The sequence below is a fragment of the Paenibacillus sp. 453mf genome, assembly GCF_900116105.1.
Lineage (GTDB): Bacteria > Bacillota > Bacilli > Paenibacillales > Paenibacillaceae > Paenibacillus > Paenibacillus provencensis.
Map to the genome: position 1 here is coordinate 179,466 of NZ_FPAC01000003.1, position 18,459 is coordinate 197,924.

Genomic DNA, 18,459 nt, shown 5'->3' on the forward strand with positions numbered 1-18,459 from the left:
CGGTATCCTGCTTAGGGTACTTATTTAGAAGTTTAGAGCTTTGGATTTGCGTAAATTTCGAGGACATCTTTTTTGACGATTAGATAATCAAGAGGAGGACGACCAGGATGAGTAACGAAGAAAAGCGCATGAATGAAAACGCCAAGCAGGAGCAGCTGGATTCTTTTCGCGTAAGTAATGACGGAAAGAAGCTGACCACCAATCAGGGACTGAAGGTATCTGAAGATGAACATTCCTTGAAAGCAGGAGTCCGCGGTCCGACCCTGATGGAGGATTTTCATTTCCGTGAGAAGATGACACATTTTGACCATGAGCGTATTCCGGAGCGGATTGTGCATGCCCGCGGATTTGGCGCACATGGTTACTTTCAGGTGTATGAGCCTTTGACCTCCTTTACCAAAGCCAAATTTTTGCAGGATCCTTCTGTAAAGACGCCTGTATTTGTCCGTTTTTCCACAGTGGCTGGCTCCCGAGGCTCATCTGATACGGTGCGCGACGTCAGGGGCTTCTCGACGAAATTTTATACAGAGGAAGGCAACTATGATCTCGTAGGAAATAACATACCGGTATTCTTTATTCAGGATGCAATGAAATTTCCTGATTTTGTGCACGCCGTCAAGCCTGAGCCGCACAATGAGGTGCCGCAGGCTTCTTCTGCACATGATACTTTCTGGGACTTTATCGCTAACAATCATGAATCAGCGCATATGATGATGTGGGCGATGTCTGACCGAGCATTGCCGCGGAGCTATCGCATGATGGAAGGGTTCGGTGTACATACTTTCCGTCTGGTGAATGAGGAAGGGGTCGGCCACTTCGTCAAATTCCACTGGAAGCCGGTACTTGGCGTTCACTCCTTGGTCTGGGATGAGAATCAGAAGGTAGCGGGTAAAGATCCGGACTTCCATCGCAGAGATTTGTGGAATGCGATTGAGACCGGCAATTATCCGGAATACGAGCTTGGACTTCAGATTATTAAGGAAGAGGACGAGTTTTCATTTGACTTTGATATTTTGGATCCGACTAAAATTTGGCCAGAGGAGATCGTCCCTGTGCGCAGAGTCGGCAAAATGACGCTTAATCGCAACACAGACAATTTCTTTGCGGAGACGGAGCAAATTGCCTTCCATCCGGGCCATGTTGTGCCAGGGATTGATTTCAGCAATGATCCCCTTCTTCAAGGGCGCCTCTTCTCCTATACCGATACGCAAATCTCAAGGCTCGGCGGCCCGAACTTTCCGGAAATTCCAATCAACCGTCCGGTTGCACCAGTGCATAACAACCAGCGTGATGGCATGCATCGCATGACCATCAACCAAGGTCCGGTGAGTTACCATAAGAACAGCATTGCGGGTAACACTCCTTCGCCTGCTTCCCCGCAGGAGGGTGGATACCAGCATTATGCGGAGAAAGTGGAAGGGCACAAGATCAAGGCAAGAAGCAGCAGCTTCGAAGATTTTTACAGCCAGGCTCTGCTCTTCTGGAACAGTATGTCAGAGCCGGAGAAAAAACATCTCATCAGCGCATTCCAGTTTGAGCTTGGGAAGGTGCAGCGGATGGAAGTGCGTCAGCAGGTGATTCATCTGCTGATGAACATTGCTCCCGAGCTGGCTTCTGCCGTAGCTCCTAAAATTGGTGCCCAGCTGCCAGAGTCTGCCGAGAATCCAGCCAAACCGCCGATGATTCCATCTTCACCAGCTATAAGTATGGCGAATACGATTCATTCCGCGAAGACTCGTAAAGTGGCTGTACTGGCCGGAGACGGTTTCGACCAGCATGTGATCACCTTGATTAATGCTCTGACCGAAGCAGGCGTTATGGCCGAAGTGGTCAGCGATCATCTTGGCCCCGTTTCGGGACAAGGAGGGGTGAGCATTGAAGCAATGCATACCTTCCTCACGAGCGATTCGCTTCTATTTGATGCGATCTATGTTGCAGGCGGTGAACAAAGTGTACAGGCTATTTCAGCCGATCCTAATGCGGCGGAGTTTATTAAGGAAGCATACAGGCACTACAAGCCAATCGGTGCGTTAAATGAAGGTGTTTCCTTCCTTGTGAAAGGTCTGGGTATGGCATCTGATTCTGCTGCTGCCTCAGCTCCGGGAATCGTAACGGCTGCAAGTGGAGAAGAGCTGGGAAGCTTCGCTGAGAAATTCCTGAATGCTGTAGCAGCGCATCGATTCTGGGATCGAGTGGTTTAATGCATTGAATATATAAGGAAAATTACGATAAATAAGATTACAAGACAAGCAGAAGCAGCTGATCGTCGGCAGCGGTGAGATCTGCTTGTCTTGTTTGTTTTTGTAGTATTCAGCAACTCAGGGTACTATTCAATTGATTTACATAGATGAAATAATCGGTCTTTTGTTCGAATACAATAATCATGTTACAATAGCCTCGATTTCATAACTTATCAAAAGTGTGGACTTGAAACTATATATAGACAAATAAAACCATTTTGATCTATACATACTCTTGATTAAAGCAGCCAATGGTATTATGAAATTGATTCAATAGCAAAAAGTTTTTAACGGCTATGTGCTGTAATAAGTAGTAAAGGTGTGTCAATTTTTGAATTTAAACAGTATTACGGAATTTGTAGAAGGCATTAATTGGATTCGCTTAGCATTAGCCATATTGTTCCTTCTGGTCTTCACCATATTTAACAAATGGACATCAGCTCGTTTGTTTCGTTTGCTGAAGCGCGTATTCGGCCAGAAGTGGGATAACCTGTATCTCACGCTCCGTAATCCCATACGTGCCCTCATGATTTTGATTGGTATTTATGGTGCGGTTCTGTTTTACTTTGCTGGAGGCGGTCAGTGGCCTTTGTTCTCTCATCTCATCCGTACGGGCTTTATCGCTATTATCGGTTGGGGGCTGTATAATCTGTCCGGTCGATCTTCTCGTTTCTTTACTGGACTCAGCACCAAGTGGGGCGTAGAAGAGTCGGATATGATTATTCCCTTCTTGTCCAAAGTACTTCGGTTCTTGGTCATTGCACTGACACTGACGATTATCGCGGCAGAGTGGGGCTACAGTATTAATGGTCTAGTCGCAGGACTAGGACTCGGAAGCCTTGCCGTCGCGCTGGCGGCTCAGGATACACTCAGCAATCTGATTGCAGGGGTCATTATCGTTACGGAGAAGCCCTTCTCCAAGGGAGACTGGATAAGTACAGATGTGGTAGAAGGTACGGTAGAGGACATCTCGTTCAGAAGCTCGAAGATTCGTACTTTTGCGGATTCTGTTGTCATCATCCCGAACAATATTCTTGCCAAGGCGGCGATTACGAACTGGAGCCGGATGGGTAAGAGACGGATCACGTTTGATCTGGGTGTAGCAATTGATACAGATCAGAAGAAGCTTGCTGCAGCCGTTGAACGACTTCGTGAGTATATTGAGAATCACCAGGAAGTCGACAAGGATATGATTATGGTACGTGTCAAAGGGATGACAAATGATCAGATTACAATCTTCTTCTACTTTTTCACGTACACAACCATCTGGGTGGAGCATATGCGGGTGCTGGAATCGATTAATTTTGAAATTTTAAACATTTTGGAAGAGGAAGGCATCAAGCTGGCTATGCCGGCACAGCGCTTGTTTGTGGAGAAGAACATGAACCTAGAGATGGATACAGATGCCGAGAACGAACGTCTCTATGCACGCAGTAAGATGTACGAATAAGTCGAATGCTATATGTAATTCTACAGTATGACAAAAATGGAGCGGTCCTGTTCTGTCTTTAGGTGACAGAATGGGCCGCTCTTTGTGTTAGGCTGCTAAGCTAATGAGCAGATAGAGGCGCAATCTTTAGCGCTGTTCAAACCGCTCGATGATCTCAATGATCACCTGCGTTGCTTTGACCATATGATCTACTGATACATATTCGTAACGTCCATGGTAATTCTCGCCGCCGGTAAAGATATTCGGTGTCGGTAGTCCCATATAGGAGAGCTGCGAACCGTCGGTGCCTCCACGAATCGGAACAATATGAGGCTGAATGTCGAGACTCTTCATTGCTTCGCCTGCAATATCGACAATGAATTTGACGGGTTCAATCTTCTCACGCATGTTGTAATATTGGTCGCGCAGTGTAAGATGGACGCGGTCCTCACCGTATTTAGCCTGAAGCTCTCCGGCGATAAGTTCCATGTTTGCTTTTCTGGCCTCAAAGCTGGCACGGTCAAAGTCACGGATGATAAAGCTGAGCGTTGTCTCCTCCACGTCTCCTTGTACAGCGTTCAGATGATAAAAACCATCGTAGCCGTCCGTATTCTCAGGCGCTTCCTCTACAGGGAGCAGGCTGTTAAATTCCATAGCGATTTTGGCGGAGTTGACCATTTTATTCTTGGCAGTGCCGGGATGAACGTTTTTGCCCTTGAAGACGATCTTGGCCGCCGCCGCATTAAAGCTCTCGTATTCCAGCTCTCCAAGTGGTCCACCGTCAACAGTATAGGCATATTTCGCGCCAAAAGCTTTGACATCAAAAAGGTGAGGTCCACGTCCAATCTCTTCATCTGGCGTGAATGCGACGCGGATCTTGCCGTGCTTGATTTCCGGATGGTTCAGGAGGTAGTCCATAGCGGTGATAATTTCGGCAATGCCGGCTTTGTTATCTGCACCGAGCAGGGTTGTCCCGTCTGTTGTAATCAAGGTGTGTCCTTTATAGTTCGCAAGCTCCGGAAAGTCTTTTGGTGACAGGATAATATTCTGCTCTTGGTTCAGCACGATATCGTTACCATCGTAGGATTCGATGAGCTGAGGATTTACGTTCTTGCCTGTGAAGTCGGTAGCCGTGTCCAGATGGGCTAAAAAGCCAATGACAGGAACTTCCTTGTCCGTATTAGCAGGCAGGGTTGCCATGACATACCCATTGTCATCCATCGTGACTTCTTGCATACCGATATCCTGAAGTTCCTCCACAAGCTTGCGGCCTAGTTCAAGCTGGCCCGGTGTAGACGGACAGGTCTCGCTGTTCTCATCCGACTGTGTATCCATACGTACATAACCGGTAATGCGCCGAATCAGATCTTCCTTCATGTGTTCCTCATCTCCTTATTATGGCGGGATGAATTTATCCCTTGTTCAATATTCCCATTTTATCATGAACGAACAAGGATTCATAAACGAACAACTGATGTGAGATAGATTTAATCATCAAAAAAAGGAAACCTTTAGGTTTCGCTTTACATGAAACCTAAAGGTGTCATATAATCGTGAGAGAAATTGAACACACTTATAAACTACAAACAAGATTTTCGAAGGAGAAGAGAATAGATGACACAAACATTGCCGGATATTCAGAAGACGATCGTCATTGATGCGCCCATCGAGAAAGTATGGAGTACGGTGGCTACCGCTGAAGGTATTGCCGCCTGGTTTATGCCAAATGATTTTGAGCCGGTGCTTGGGCATGAATTTCACCTGCAGTCAGGTCCGTTTGGAAATTCGCTGTGCAAAGTGACCGAGCTCGATCCGCCTCATCGGCTCTGCTTCAAATGGGATAAGGATTGGATCATTACGTTCGAGCTTGCAGAGAAGGATGGACGGACGGAGTTTACACTTACACATGGTGGCTGGAGTATAGAAGAGAAAACTTCCTTCGGCGAAGATCACAGCATTGTACGCGACCGGATGTCGGGCGGCTGGACTGGAATCCTCAGCAAACTAGCAGCGCAGTTTGGAGCGTAGCATTCATGTCAGCTGCACCTAAGCATGATGTCTTTCAAGCTATCGCAGATCCTACCCGCCGGGATTTGCTTCAATTGCTAAGCCATGGGGAAATGCCGGTTGGTGCCATCAGCGAGCGTTTCCCCATAAGCCGAACGGCCGTATCCAAGCACCTGCGCGTGCTGTCTGATGCGGGACTGGTGAAGGACCGTAAAGTGGGACGCGAGACCAGGTATCGACTCGATACCGAGCCGCTGATAGAGCTTAAGCGCTGGCTGTCTTACTATGAACGGTTCTGGGACAACAAGCTCATGCTGCTGAAGCGATTTGCTGAAGAGAGTGAGAGCGATGGAAATTTCGCAGAATGAAAAAGAACGGAGAAGCGACAGCCGGTTAGCCGTTTCGATCGTTTCCTTACAGCATTCTCCTTACAACGTGAGACTCCTCCATAAATAGAATACGGCATAAGCTTCATAGCCTTCCCAAGGCTTGAATAGCTCACGGATCCGGTCAGGAGCAGGCTTCACGCTGAGCCCTAGCTGCCGCTTCAGCGCAGCATGAAGTCCAGCATCACCGATGGGGAAGGCAGCGGGATCACGCAGGCAGCGCATCAGCACATAATGTGCCGTCCAGGGACCGATCCCGCGAATCCGGGTGAGCGCCTCTTCGGCTTCGCGGAAACCCGAAGCAAGAAGGACGCTCTTCTGGAGCACGCCGCTGTCGAGCCGCCTGGCCAGATCCAATATATATTCGCTTTTTTTGCTCGTAATCTGCAGCTGCTTCAGATCCTGGACGGATGCTGTCAGCACCGATTGGGGTGTTGGGAAGAGGTAGTATGTCCGCTCTCCGAATGAATGCTGCTCCCCATAGGCCTCGATAAGCCGTCGTTTTAATGTATACGCAAACGTCAGATTGATCTGTTGTCCGAGCACAGCCCAGCATAATGCCTCGAATAGATCAGGAACACCAACGATACGCAGACCCCTTAATGAGTCGGAAAACTTCGAAAGGATAGGGTCCGCTGTTACACGTGCTTCCACAGGAGAGAGATCTCTGTCCAGATCCAGCCATTCTGTTATATAGGTGACAACTGCTTGGCATTCATCAGCACGGAGTGGTTCTTCAAGCAGGGAGCGGACAACCAGTGCATGTGCCTCTTGATCATACTCCAGTTGAAGCGGAATTACTGCTTCATTCACTTTGATCAGCTTATAGATCCTCTCATGATCCACTTGATGCAGACACTCGAGCTTGGACCGGTTCAAATAATACAGAATCTCGTCATAGTTAAACAGCTCAGGCAGAGACAGCTTGAAGCTGTTGTCTGCAGAATTAAAGTCTATTCTAGAATTGGAACCGGGCATGTCCTGCTGCGGTATATCCATGGTATCCCTCCAAGTTAAGAAGTGCTTCCTTTACTTTCAATCCGCCTGCGAATCCCGTCAGTGTGTTGTTCTTACCAATGACGCGGTGGCAAGGGACGATGATGGGCACAGGATTTGCCCCGTTAGCCGTACCAACGGCACGCACGGCTTGAGGGTGGTCAATCCCATGCGCAATGTCTGAATAGCTGCGTGTTTCGCCAAAGGGAATTTGCTGCAATTCCCGCCATACTTTCGTCTGAAACGCTGTGCCTCTCAGGTCCAGCGGCAGACTGAAGCTCTGTCTTGCTCCGTCCATATATTCGATCAGCTGAGTGAGATAGGGCGCGAGCTTCTCGGGATTCTCTATCATTTCTGCTCTTGGAAAACGGCGATAAATCCAGTTCATAAGCACCTCCATTGAATCCGTGGGCCAGGTCACTTTGCACAGCCCATTCTCTGTTGCTGCTATATACATCGTCTGATTCTGAAATAAGGAATGTCTGAGCTCTGCCCAGTACACGGTCTCCATGCTGCATGCCTCCTATCTATTAGAATGAATAACCTCTATGTGATATCCCCTTTGCGGTACTGCTGGGGTGTAACACCTGTTCTTTTTTGGAAAACACTGATGAAGTGTGAGACGCTCTTAAATCCTACGATTAATGCCACATCCTGAATTGATGAATCAGACATCTTCAGCTGTTCCTTCGCATGTTCAATGCGAACATGCTGCAGCTGCTGAGCGGGCGTGGTCTCGGTTACTCTCCTGTACACCCTCTGCATGTGATATGGGCTGATACTGAGGGTTGAAGCAATCCGCTCAAGAGTAAGCGGCTCTCTGTAATGAGCGTAAATATAACGGGTAACCCGTTCTGCAATATCAGCATCAGGGTTGATAAGCTCCTGTTTATTCGGCTGGCACCTCTTGCAGGCCCGATATCCGCTGCGCTCCGCCTCTTGGGTGCTGGCATAGACAATGACATTTTCCGGCTTCGGCGTTCTGGAGCGGCAGGAAGGTCTGCAATAGATACCGGTCGTTTTGATCGCAGAATAATAAATGCCGTCATAGCGGTCACTCCGCGCAAGTATTGCGGCATACACTTTGTCAAACAGCTCCTCATCCCTCACTTCTACCATCCTCCATATCCGAATTTTCGTTCGATAAGAAATTGTTCTTCCTAAATCACATTATAGGCAACATTGCTCCTAAAAGGCACGTTATAGAAATAGGAAAGCAAGATTTCGACATTCTGTGAAACGCATATTCCTCAATATGGAAATATGTAGTATATTAGATGAGTTATCGAATTAAAATCTGACCAAAAACATCAAATTTTATTAAAAATAAGATAGATTGCGTCGACATAAAAGATAGTGAGGAAAGGAGAAGCTGATGAGCGATCTTGAATACCCGTTGACACGGAGCAACCGGAAGAAAGCCGGCAAGAAGAAAAAAGCGAAAAAGAAGACGAAAAAACCATTAATAATATCCTTCATCACCCTGCTGCTAGTGGGCTCATTTGCTTATATTTTTCATAAGGAACTGGGATGGGCAGCGCTGCAGCTGTTTGTAGAGAAGCCGTTCAAGACGGCACTCGATGATTCCTATGAACCACTTGATGAAGTCACCGGACCTGCAGTGGCAGAAGAAGAGAAGGATCTGGACCCGTTCAGCATGCTTCTCCTTGGCGTAGATGAGCGTGAAGGGGATGTCGGCAGATCTGATACGATGATCTATGCGGTATTTCGTCCAGAGGATCACCGGATGCTGCTCTTATCAATCCCAAGAGACTCCTATGTCCAGATTGCCGGGAGAGATAGAAGAGATAAGGTGAATGCAGCTTATGCCTATGGTGGAGCCAGGATGAGTGTGGAGACGATTGAACAGCTCTTGGAGACAGACGTAGATTACTATGCGAAGGTGAATTTCAACGCACTTATTGAAGTGGTCGATGCACTCGGCGGCGTCGAGCTGCCAATCACAGAACCGATTCAGAACAAGTACAAATACCATATTCCCTTATACATTGAGGCAAACAAACCCATCTACACTGGGGAGGATGCACTCAATTATGTCAGATACCGTGAGGATTCCGACTTCAAACGGACGGAGCGTCAGCGTATCTTTCTCAAAGCTGCAGCAGAACGGATGCTGCAGATCGGAAACATCGCCAAGATTCCAGAAATTCTGTCCATTGCGAGCAGCAATATGAAGACAGATATGACCTCAGACTTCATCATGGATCTGGGCAAGCTGTTCTATGATAAGGAAGCTGTTCCGCAGATGACCAGCTATATGCTGGAGGGAAGCGGCAAGAGCGATGGAGCCTGGTATTACATGCTGGATGAAGATAAGCTGGAATACGCGCAGCAATTAGTCGACAACTGGACGGATGCATCCATTACAAGTGATCGGTTGATGGATCCGGAAAAAGAGGAAGAGCCAGTACAATAATGTGAAGGGCCTGTCTGATAGGACAGGCCCTTTTTGTGATGCTGACACAAGTGAAATGCCGTTTCCATAGTGCTCAGGAGCTGCCGGACATGTGACTATGCCCGGCTCAGAGGAGCTGCCGATAATGGCGCGGAGAATGTCCCTGGTTCTTCTTGAACATCTTGGAGAATAAGAATGCATCGTTATAGCCTACGGAGTGAGCGACATCACTGATTGACAGCTCCGGATTGCGTAGCAGCTCTGCGGCCCGTCTCATCCGGTATTCAAGCAGATAGGACTGAAGCGATACGCCAAAATGCTCCTTGAAGAGACCTGATAGATACGTACGGTCAAGGCCTACGGCCTCTGCAATATCCTGAATCGTCATCTTCTGACTGTATCCGTTCTCAATGAAGCGGAGGGACTTCCGAATATAGCTGTCCCGTGAAGGGGAGGACTTAGTGTATGCAGCCGGAGCGGGAGCACTGCGTATGAGATCACCCAGCACTTTATATAGAATGCCCAGACTATGAATATCTCCACCGGCATGATGACGAACATGAATGAGATCGTTATAGAAAGAAGAGAAACAGGTTTCGGGTGCAGCGGAATAGATGGGATGCTCGGGCGTACAGCTTCCGCGTTGCAGCAGGGATTTGGCATATATTCCTCTGAAACCGATCCAGGAATAAGTCCAGGGGTCCTCTTCATCGGCTGTATAATGAATGCGTTCATCTGGGAAAATGACAAATCCCTGTCCGGGTTCCAGCCGAGTCCACTGATCTTCATAGCGAAAGCTTCCATGACCCTTATGGATGTAATGGAGAATGAAGGCATCCCGCAGTCCGGGACCCCAGCTGTGCCCTGGTTCACACTCCTGAAGGCCGAAGAAATCCATGCGCAGCTCCATCTTCTCCTGCGAATCCTGAAGGGTTAAATGGACTTCATTGATTGGCATAGTGAATATCCCCTTTTGCACGTATATAGCTGTATTATAGCAAAAAGAATTGGTGATTCGCCTATAATTGTACGGCTGTCTCTAATCGATCAACTGGGATTATGACATGTTTATCTTGGACTATTCCATGTTCTCGCACCCTTGGTGAAGCGTATAGTTAGGCTGTATTTAATACAGCGGTTGCTGACTATGGGAGGCAGAAAAAATGTCCAAAATTACATTCATTGGTGCGGGGAGCACAGTTTTTGTCAAAAATGTACTTGGCGATGTGATGACAACCCCGGCTTTGCAGGATTTTGAGCTTGCTTTGTTTGATATTGATGAAGAGCGGCTGCGGGACTCCGAGCGGCTGCTAAACAGCATAAAGGAAACGCTCGGCAGCACCTGCCGAATCACAGCTTATCATGACCGTAAAGAAGCGCTTCGCGGTGCGAAATATGTCATTAATGCAATTCAGGTCGGCGGCTATGATCCGTGTACGATCACCGATTTTGAAATTCCGAAGAAATATGGCCTGCGCCAGACCATAGCGGATACGCTTGGAATCGGGGGAATCTTCCGCAATCTTCGGACGGTTCCGGTGATGCTGGATTTTGCCCGGGATATGCAGGAGGTCTGCCCGGACGCCTGGTTCCTGAACTACACCAATCCGATGGCTGTGCTTACGAATGTGATGAATACGGTAGGCGGAATTAAGACCGTTGGGCTCTGCCACAGTGTGCAGCACTGCGTCTCTGATCTGTTCCGCTCGCTTGAGATGGATACAGCGGGAGTAGAATCGAAGATTGCGGGCATCAATCATATGGCCTGGCTGCTTGAAGTGAAGAAGGACGGCAAGGATCTGTATCCGGAGATTAAACGCCGGGCGGCCGAGAAGCAGAAGGAGAAGCATCATGACATGGTGCGCTTTGAGCTGATGCTTCGGTTTGGCTATTATGTAACGGAATCTTCGGAGCATAATGCAGAATATCATCCCTACTTTATTAAGAAGAACTACCCTGAGCTAATCGACAAATACAATATACCGCTTGATGAGTATCCGCGCCGCTGCGTCAATCAGATTAATGGCTGGAAGGAAATGCGGGACAAAATATTTGCCAGCGAAAGTATTGAGCACACACGATCTGCCGAGTATGCCTCTTACATTATGGAAGCGATGGAGACAGGTAATCCGTTCAAGATTGGCGGCAACGTCATGAACACCGGACTCATTACGAACCTTCCGAAGGAGGCTTGTGTTGAAGTGCCGTGTCTGGTAGACCGCTCCGGTATTACGCCAACCTACGTCGGGGATCTGCCGCCTCAGCTTGCTGCACTGAACCGTACAAACATCAACACCCAGCTGCTGACGATTGAAGCGGCGGTGACCCACAAGAAGGAGCATATCTATCATGCAGCGATGCTTGATCCTCATACAGCTGCCGAGTTGTCCTTGGACGATATTACAGCCCTGTGTGATGACTTGATTGAGGCTCATGGTGACTGGCTGCCGAAATTCAAATAATACGGAAAGAAAGCCTGCCAAAAATAAATAATAAAATCCCCTGCCGCTCATATTGTTAGAGGGCAGGGGATTTGTGCTTCGGTATAATTTTTCGGCTCAATGACGAGCTTAGCCTTTTGTTTGCTGAACCCATACCGATACGCTTCCACCGTTCACAGGGAAGTCGGCAAAGCCGTCTTTGCCAATCTTGATCTGATCTGTCCGGTTGCCCGTAATATCAATATAGGTCTGCCCAGCCCGTTCTGAGCCGACTTTCATGCGCTTCTTGCCAACTTCACCATTACCGATAACGACGGCACATCCGGAATGAGGGAACTCAGCCACACCACGTCGCACCCAGCCAATCGTATTCGGGTGGTCGAAATAGTCCTCCTGAGGACCGTAGGCGTAATGATATCTGGCGTGAAGCAGAGGATCGATCGCATCCTTCTTAGGTGGAATCGGGTGGTCACCGGATATTCCATAATAATCACCGTAAAATACACAAGGATAACCACCTTGACGCAGCAGAATCAGCGCATAGGCACTCTGCTTGAACCAATCATCAATCCATGATTCCAGTGCCTCTTCTGGCTGAGAATCATGATTATCTACGAAGGTTACGGCATGGGTCGGATGTGTATTGACGAGTGTATCCTGGAAGATTGTGCTGAGATTGAAGTTCTTTCCAGCCTGGGAGGCTTCATGCAGCTTATAGTGGAGAGATACGTCAAACAGGTCAATCTGATAATCGACAGTGTCCAGAAAATCCTGACAAGCCGCGAGATCCGGCTTCCAGAACTCGCCGACAATATAGAAATCCTGTCCTCGTTTGTCAATCATCTCTTTGGCGAATTCCTTGATGAATTCATGGTTGATGTGTTTAATGGCATCGAGGCGAAAACCGTTGCACTGTAAAGTGTCAATGAGCCATTTACCCCAGCGGATCATTTCCTCTCTGACTTCAGGGATGCTGTAATCAATGTTAGCGAACATGAGATAGTCATAGTTACCGAATTCATCGTCTACATTTTCGTTCCAGGCTTTGTCTTCCCCCGCCATGCGGAAAATGCCGGTCCGATTGGTCTTGGCATCATAATCCGTGCCGTTGAAATGGGTATGATTCCATTTGAAGCTGGAATACTTGTCTTCCCGTCCAGGGTAGTCGAATTTGGTCCAGCCTTCAATTTCAAATGGCTTGGAGATGTCCTTGGTACGGTTGTTAGGGTCCACTTCAATCACTTTGAATCGTTCCGTTGCATCGGCTCCAGCCTTATGGTTCATGACCAGATCGACGTATACGGCAATGCCGTTCTGCATACAGACAGCCAGTGCTTCGAGCAGCTCCGCTTTGGTTCCGTATTTGGTTCGAACGCTCCCTTTTTGATCAAATTCACCGAGATCGTATAAGTCATATACTCCATATCCCGTGTCTTCAGGCGAAGAGCCTTTCGTTACCGGGGGGATCCAGACGGAGTCAATTCCTTGTGCCTTCAGCTCGGGAGCCTTTTCGGCCAGTCGTTTCCAATGGGAACCGTCCGGTTCAACATGCCACTCAAAAAACTGCATCATCGTATGATTTCGTTTCATGGTATGTTCCCCTCTCCATATTAAAAATCTCGTGCATCCTATATGTATTTCTTAAGATCGCCGGAAAGGCGGAACTCCAGAACACATAAATGCTTTTATTGTAGAAATAACCCTGATAAACCTATGGCTAAACGAGGTCCCATAAAAATATTTTTGTTTATAGGTGATCAAATGAAAATTCTATGATAAGATACCTATGTTTTTCATCACTTCCAGAAATTTTTTGAAAGCTGGTTTTTCTTAATCTATTGAGTCAGCAAGGGAGAAATTATGACGACAACAGCAACAGGTGGAGGCGCCACCGAAACTAATAATCTTAAGCTTTTTGCCTTAACTTGGCCCATTTTTTTAGAGCTGCTTCTGTTCATGCTCATGGGTACCGTCGATACATTTATGCTCAGCGCGGTATCCGATGAAGCCGTTTCAGCCGTCGGTACAGCGAATCAAATCGTAATCATCGCCATTCTTATTCTTGAGGTCATCGGTAATGGAGCAGCCATTGTCGTTGCCCAGTATATCGGTTCAAGGAAGCTGGCAGAAGCATCAAGAGTATCCGCCATCGCAATTACCCTGAATTTGTGTGTTGGGCTTGCGATCAGTATATTGTTTGTATTTGGAGGGCGCTCCATACTACAAGCGATGAATCTTTCGGGTGAGCTTCTTGCGCTCGGTCAGGCTTATTTAACCATTGTGGGGGGAGGGATATTCCTCCAAGCCTTGATTAATATTCTTGCTGCCATCATTCGGACATACGGATATACGAAGCAAACGATGCTGGTCTCCTTAGTGATGAATGTTATTCATCTTGTCGGTAACTACGCGCTTATATTTGGACATTTTGGTTTTAGTCCGCTGGGTGTTCAAGGAGCGGCAATCTCGACCGTATTCAGCCGTTTAATCTGCGTCGTCATCTTTTTCTGGCTTCTATATCGGGTGTTGTCTGTTCGTATCGAGTGGAAGCATTACTTCACCATTTCCAGGAATTATGTAGGGAAGATTCTGAAGATCGGCATTCCGTCGGCTTTTGAGCAGATCATTTATCAGGTCTGTCAGCTTGTCTTCTTATATTATGTCACTTATCTGGGTACGGAATCCCTGGCCACAAGGCAATATGCTGCTCAAATTTCACACTATATCTATTTGTTCAGCATGGCGGTCTCGATTGGTACCTCCATTCTCGTGGGGCGCTTCGTCGGTGCAGGGAATCCGGAAGAAGCTTATGCCCGTCTACGAAAAAGTGTCAAGATCGGGCTCACCTCTACGATCATTATGGACTTAATCATTATTGCGCTGCGGGAGCCGCTGCTTGGGATCTTTACGGATAGCGCCGAGATCATTCGTCTTGGATCTCAGGTGATTTTGTTCAGTATCGTGCTGGAGACAGCCAGAACCTGCAATATGATTATGATTAATTCGCTCCGTGCTGCTGGAGATGCGCGTTTCCCGGTTTATATGGGTCTCATTTCCATGGTCGGTATAAGTCTTCCGCTAGGATATGTGCTCGTATTCACTCTTGATATGGGCTTGCTGGGTGTATGGATGGCAAATGCAGTGGATGAGTGGATCAGAGCGATCATTATGCATTTCCGCTGGAAGAGTGGTGCTTGGCGCAAGCATGCGTTGGTTGAGCATTCACCTATACAAGAACATGCACAGCCTGCATCGACACATTCATGAAAGATGTCCACGTTGATTGCGGTTCCATGCAGCTGGCACCAATCCAAAAATAGCTAATATTTAAAAAAGCCGCCAATAGGTGGTTTTTTTACTAACAAAAATACAAATAAATCATGTTATCATATACAATAGATTGGGCAGAGCGATATGGACGTTTATCCGGCTTTAAAAATAGATTAAGAGATTCTTAAGGTATACAGATCATAAATGATCTATGATAGATGAAGCGCTGCGAGTCGGCAGCTCTTGTTCATGATAACAGGCTGCTGAACTCTATCATATAGAAACAAGGAGTTTTAAGTGATGAGTCAAACACTATTAGAAAAAAGGGAACGCATTCCCGAGCTGAACCTGGTACGATGTATGGCGATTCTCGGGGTATTGACTGTGCATTCGTCTTCATTTGCTACATTAAACATGATTGATTCCGGCATGTACGGTGTATACAACTTCTTTAATATTTTCATGAAGTTTGGTACACCGACATTTATTTTTCTAAGCAGCTTTGTATTGTTCTACAATTACTACACAAGACCGCTGGATAAACAGCTGGTATCAGGCTTTTATAAGAAACGGCTGCTCTACATCCTGATCCCGTATTTTATGTTTTCTCTCTTTTACTTTGGGATCCTGCATGTGACGCATTACCCGGACCGTTCCTTTGCTGATACGATAACAAGTTTTATTGACAAGCTGTTAACAGGTAAGGCATATACGCACTTATACTTCGTCTTTATTAATATGCAGTTCTATATTTTATTTCCGCTTGTGCTGTGGCTGTTCAAGAAGGTGCCGTCGCTTGTTAAATGGGCAGTCCCAATCGGTCTCGCTATTCAATGGGGATTTATTCTCATGAACAAATACGGAGTGATCTCTGTTGCGAATAAGGGAAGCTGGTCGCCGTCTTATTTTGCTTACTTTATGCTGGGTGCATTCCTCGGCGTATATTTCCCTAAGATCAAACAGTGGATTGTGATGAAAAGAGAGCATGCCACGCCGGCCAAAATTACCGCCTGGATTGGTTTGTGGGTGGTTTGGCTTGGTGCAGGGATTGCCCATGCACAAATTTGGTACCTGAACCGTAAAGGAATCGCGGTATATGATTCGCTCTGGTACGAATTTTTGTGGAACCTGCACACATTTGCAGCGGCTCTGGTGCTCTTCCAGATCGCCTTCCTGCTATATATCCGTGGGCAGAACACCATTGTACGCGGGATGTCTCGGATTGGGGGACTGTCCTTCGGGATCTACTTGATTCACCCGTTCTTCCTGCTGATCTACCGCGAGTTCCCGCCTCAGACGGGGATCTCCATGCTGCACCATCTGTGGTACGTCGGCGGCTTCCTAGTGGCACTGATCGGTTCGTATATCGTCGTGACGCTGGCTTCTCGAATTCCACAGTCGTGGATTCTGTTCGGTAACCTGCCGAAGCCGAAGAAGAAAGAACGTCCAGTCGGGGAGAAGAGAGACCTGCCTGCATAATTTATGTTTACCCATATAAAAAGCATGCCGTGTGATTTAGCGGCATGCTTTTTATATGTGCTAAACTAACCATGGTCGATTGACTTGATGAAGACCATGATATCTTCCCACCCCAATCGGAATTTTTGGAGAGCGGATCAAAAAATGTAACGACCAGAAGCTAATTAAGAAAATGAAGCTCTCGATCTACGTCGCAACCGGAGAGAGCCAGCCAAAAATGGAGCGGCTTACTTGACAGTCGACCTGCGCAGCAAGAGATAGGCAATGGCGGCAAACAGCAGTGTGAAAGGAATCAGGTACCATATCGAATCCGTCTGATAAGTTGCAAAGAATCGGCCGACTTCATCCCACAGTTCATAGAACGTAACGAGCACGCTCGCAATTCCCAGCACAACGAACATAAGTACAAGCAGCGCAGCCAGCACAAGGGCACCGAATCTGCGGGCGATGCTGGGGAGTAAGAAGCCGAAGAAGCAGAAGAATGTGAAAACGACAAAGTTAAGTGCGAGAAACTCCAGGAAACCCAGCTCGTTAGTAAAGGGAAAGTTAAAGAATCCAAGCCCAGTCCCCCAGGAGGTGGCCTTCTCTATTTCTCGCAGCACAGCGAGAACGATCGAGGCGACGAGCATATGGACGGTCAACCAGATAACGGTGCCTGAATAGTAATCTTTTCTTCTGACACCGAGGCCAAGCAAGAACGAAAAGTTCATGGGCACGGTTATTATTCCAAGCGTCATCATAAACACATAAATGCTCATCACACCTCCAGACGTATAGGGTCCGGTAAAGGTGCTAACGATTAAATTCGTCAAAAAATTAAATATCATAATCGTATAGGGCATGTAAACCCACAGCCACCGATCCACATGGTGGGTTCTAATGACATTGCGTATACCTGGCATTATAGAATCACCTCTTCCTTTTGAGGGTTTTTGGTCAAATGCACAATTAATTGCTGAAGAGTGACTGGGGTTACGTCCAGATGTTTGCTCTCGGCTTGTTTACGGAAGTCCAGTATCCCTTCACTTCGCACCGTGACTTGAAGCATAGAACCTAGCGTCTCGGTGTGAAGGACCTTTTTGCCTTGAATGAATGCTTCCACATCCTGCTTCTTCCCTTTGATCGTATAAGCAGCTCCTCTTAGCTTCTCTGCCTCTTCACTGAGCAGAATTCGGCCGCCATCAATGACGATGACATGCTCAAGCATGGCGCTGATCTCATCAATGAGATGGGTTGATAAAATAATGGTGCGAGGATGCTCCATATAATCTTGAATCAGCCGGTCATAGAACATTTGTCTAGCGGTGGCATCCAGTCCGAGATAAGGCTCATCGAAGATGGTGAGCGGAGCACGACTGGCCAGCCCGACCACGATACCTACGGCAGAGAGCATCCCCCGGGACAGCTTCTTCACTTGACGTTTCAGGGGAAGATTGAACTCAGTAAGCAGCGTGTCTGCGAGCTTATGGTCCCAATTCGGAAATTGGTAGGAAGCGATGGATATTACATCTCTGATCCGGAAGGAATCCGGATATTTCTGGCTCTCTTTAATAAAGCATGTTTGATTCAGTACCTTGGCATTCTCGTAGGGCTCCTCACCAAACACCCGCATTTCGCCGGACGTGGGGAATAACTGTGCAGTCAGGATGTGCATCAAGGTCGTTTTACCGGCTCCGTTCCTGCCCAGAAGTCCATATATTTTGTTTTCATCTATTTTCAAACTAATGTCATTTAACGCGGTAACATCTTTTCCGAAGCTTTTGGTCAGATGCCGGATTTCCACTATCGTCGTCAT

Annotated in this window: 16 protein-coding genes; 8 read left to right on the top strand and 8 right to left on the bottom strand. The window is 47.3% G+C overall.

Annotation, left to right across the window (positions count from 1 at the left end):
- The first annotated feature begins 107 nt into the window (after window positions 1-107).
- Window positions 108-2,201, top strand: a complete 2,094-nt coding sequence (locus BM415_RS16870) for a catalase (protein ID WP_091160047.1) — start codon at window positions 108-110, stop codon at window positions 2,199-2,201.
- Between the two features lie 370 nt (window positions 2,202-2,571).
- A complete protein-coding gene (locus tag BM415_RS16875) occupies window positions 2,572-3,690 on the top strand; it encodes a mechanosensitive ion channel family protein (RefSeq protein WP_091160049.1) in 1,119 nt (372 codons plus the stop codon).
- 126 nt (window positions 3,691-3,816) lie between these two features.
- Here BM415_RS16875 and pepT read toward each other — a convergent pair whose 3' ends face one another.
- Window positions 3,817-5,046, bottom strand: a complete 1,230-nt coding sequence (gene pepT / locus BM415_RS16880; RefSeq protein ID WP_091160051.1) for a peptidase T — start codon at window positions 5,044-5,046, stop codon at window positions 3,817-3,819.
- Between the two features lie 237 nt (window positions 5,047-5,283).
- Here pepT and BM415_RS16885 point away from each other — a divergent pair, with 237 nt between their 5' ends.
- Together BM415_RS16885 and BM415_RS16890 are read left to right on the top strand one after the other, a co-directional pair.
- The gene (locus tag BM415_RS16885; RefSeq protein ID WP_091160052.1) at window positions 5,284-5,697 is read left to right on the top strand and encodes an SRPBCC family protein; all 414 of its coding nucleotides are present in this window, start codon (window positions 5,284-5,286) and stop codon (window positions 5,695-5,697) included.
- 5 nt (window positions 5,698-5,702) lie between these two features.
- Window positions 5,703-6,044, top strand: a complete 342-nt coding sequence (locus BM415_RS16890) for an ArsR/SmtB family transcription factor (protein WP_091160054.1) — start codon at window positions 5,703-5,705, stop codon at window positions 6,042-6,044.
- Window positions 6,045-6,104: 60 nt separating this feature from the next.
- Here BM415_RS16890 and BM415_RS16895 read toward each other — a convergent pair whose 3' ends face one another.
- Genes BM415_RS16895 through BM415_RS16905 form a run of 3 tightly spaced genes read right to left on the bottom strand, consistent with a single transcriptional unit; the run spans window position 6,105 to window position 8,168 of the window.
- A complete protein-coding gene (locus BM415_RS16895) occupies window positions 6,105-7,061 on the bottom strand; it encodes a DNA-3-methyladenine glycosylase family protein (RefSeq protein WP_091160056.1) in 957 nt (318 codons plus the stop codon).
- Window positions 7,021-7,569 carry a methylated-DNA--[protein]-cysteine S-methyltransferase gene (locus BM415_RS16900; protein ID WP_091160057.1) on the bottom strand — a complete coding sequence of 183 codons (549 nt, stop codon included), beginning with the start codon at window positions 7,567-7,569 and terminating at the stop codon, window positions 7,021-7,023. The genes BM415_RS16895 and BM415_RS16900 overlap by 41 nt, the downstream gene beginning before the upstream one ends.
- Before the next feature lie 35 nt (window positions 7,570-7,604).
- Window positions 7,605-8,168, bottom strand: a complete 564-nt coding sequence (locus BM415_RS16905; protein ID WP_244533482.1) for a bifunctional transcriptional activator/DNA repair enzyme AdaA — start codon at window positions 8,166-8,168, stop codon at window positions 7,605-7,607.
- Window positions 8,169-8,433: 265 nt separating this feature from the next.
- Here BM415_RS16905 and BM415_RS16910 point away from each other — a divergent pair, with 265 nt between their 5' ends.
- Complete coding sequence (locus BM415_RS16910; protein ID WP_091160060.1) at window positions 8,434-9,495, top strand: LCP family protein; 1,062 nt, start codon at window positions 8,434-8,436, stop codon at window positions 9,493-9,495.
- Window positions 9,496-9,601: 106 nt separating this feature from the next.
- Here the strand turns inward: BM415_RS16910 and BM415_RS16915 are convergent, their stop codons facing one another.
- Window positions 9,602-10,432 carry an AraC family transcriptional regulator gene (locus tag BM415_RS16915; RefSeq protein ID WP_091160062.1) on the bottom strand — a complete coding sequence of 277 codons (831 nt, stop codon included), beginning with the start codon at window positions 10,430-10,432 and terminating at the stop codon, window positions 9,602-9,604.
- Between the two features lie 205 nt (window positions 10,433-10,637).
- Between BM415_RS16915 and BM415_RS16920 the strand changes: the two genes are divergently transcribed.
- Window positions 10,638-11,936: an alpha-glucosidase/alpha-galactosidase gene (locus BM415_RS16920; protein ID WP_091160064.1), complete on the top strand. Its 1,299-nt coding sequence runs from the start codon at window positions 10,638-10,640 to the stop codon at window positions 11,934-11,936.
- 108 nt (window positions 11,937-12,044) lie between these two features.
- On the opposite strand, the gene BM415_RS16925 is transcribed toward BM415_RS16920, so the two are convergent.
- Complete coding sequence (locus tag BM415_RS16925) at window positions 12,045-13,505, bottom strand: alpha-amylase (protein ID WP_091160065.1); 1,461 nt, start codon at window positions 13,503-13,505, stop codon at window positions 12,045-12,047.
- Window positions 13,506-13,775: 270 nt separating this feature from the next.
- Between BM415_RS16925 and BM415_RS16930 the strand changes: the two genes are divergently transcribed.
- The gene (locus BM415_RS16930; RefSeq protein WP_091160067.1) at window positions 13,776-15,182 is read left to right on the top strand and encodes an MATE family efflux transporter; all 1,407 of its coding nucleotides are present in this window, start codon (window positions 13,776-13,778) and stop codon (window positions 15,180-15,182) included.
- A 303-nt stretch (window positions 15,183-15,485) separates the two neighbouring features.
- Complete coding sequence (locus tag BM415_RS16935; protein ID WP_091160068.1) at window positions 15,486-16,664, top strand: acyltransferase; 1,179 nt, start codon at window positions 15,486-15,488, stop codon at window positions 16,662-16,664.
- Between the two features lie 227 nt (window positions 16,665-16,891).
- Here the strand turns inward: BM415_RS16935 and BM415_RS16940 are convergent, their stop codons facing one another.
- Window positions 16,892-17,566, bottom strand: coding sequence for a hypothetical protein (locus tag BM415_RS16940; protein WP_091160070.1), 675 nt, complete (start codon window positions 17,564-17,566; stop codon window positions 16,892-16,894).
- Window positions 17,566-18,459, bottom strand: a complete 894-nt coding sequence (locus BM415_RS16945; protein ID WP_170862522.1) for an ABC transporter ATP-binding protein — start codon at window positions 18,457-18,459, stop codon at window positions 17,566-17,568. Before BM415_RS16945 ends, BM415_RS16940 begins: the two co-directional genes overlap by 1 nt.

Bases quoted from the DNA above. Each gene is read 5' to 3' on its own strand.
- BM415_RS16890 (WP_091160054.1), top strand. From the start codon at position 5,703: ATGTCAGCTGCACCTAAGCATGATGTCTTTCAAGCTATCGCAGATCCT.
- BM415_RS16945 (WP_170862522.1), bottom strand. From the start codon at position 18,459: ATGACGACGATAGTGGAAATCCGGCATCTGACCAAAAGCTTCGGAAAA.
- pepT (WP_091160051.1), bottom strand. From the start codon at position 5,046: ATGAAGGAAGATCTGATTCGGCGCATTACCGGTTATGTACGTATGGAT.
- BM415_RS16885 (WP_091160052.1), top strand. From the start codon at position 5,284: ATGACACAAACATTGCCGGATATTCAGAAGACGATCGTCATTGATGCG.
- BM415_RS16920 (WP_091160064.1), top strand. From the start codon at position 10,638: ATGTCCAAAATTACATTCATTGGTGCGGGGAGCACAGTTTTTGTCAAA.
- BM415_RS16935 (WP_091160068.1), top strand. From the start codon at position 15,486: ATGAGTCAAACACTATTAGAAAAAAGGGAACGCATTCCCGAGCTGAAC.
- BM415_RS16900 (WP_091160057.1), bottom strand. From the start codon at position 7,569: ATGGAGACCGTGTACTGGGCAGAGCTCAGACATTCCTTATTTCAGAAT.
- BM415_RS16925 (WP_091160065.1), bottom strand. From the start codon at position 13,505: ATGAAACGAAATCATACGATGATGCAGTTTTTTGAGTGGCATGTTGAA.
- BM415_RS16895 (WP_091160056.1), bottom strand. From the start codon at position 7,061: ATGGATATACCGCAGCAGGACATGCCCGGTTCCAATTCTAGAATAGAC.
- BM415_RS16940 (WP_091160070.1), bottom strand. From the start codon at position 17,566: ATGCCAGGTATACGCAATGTCATTAGAACCCACCATGTGGATCGGTGG.
- BM415_RS16910 (WP_091160060.1), top strand. From the start codon at position 8,434: ATGAGCGATCTTGAATACCCGTTGACACGGAGCAACCGGAAGAAAGCC.
- BM415_RS16915 (WP_091160062.1), bottom strand. From the start codon at position 10,432: ATGCCAATCAATGAAGTCCATTTAACCCTTCAGGATTCGCAGGAGAAG.
- BM415_RS16870 (WP_091160047.1), top strand. From the start codon at position 108: ATGAGTAACGAAGAAAAGCGCATGAATGAAAACGCCAAGCAGGAGCAG.
- BM415_RS16930 (WP_091160067.1), top strand. From the start codon at position 13,776: ATGACGACAACAGCAACAGGTGGAGGCGCCACCGAAACTAATAATCTT.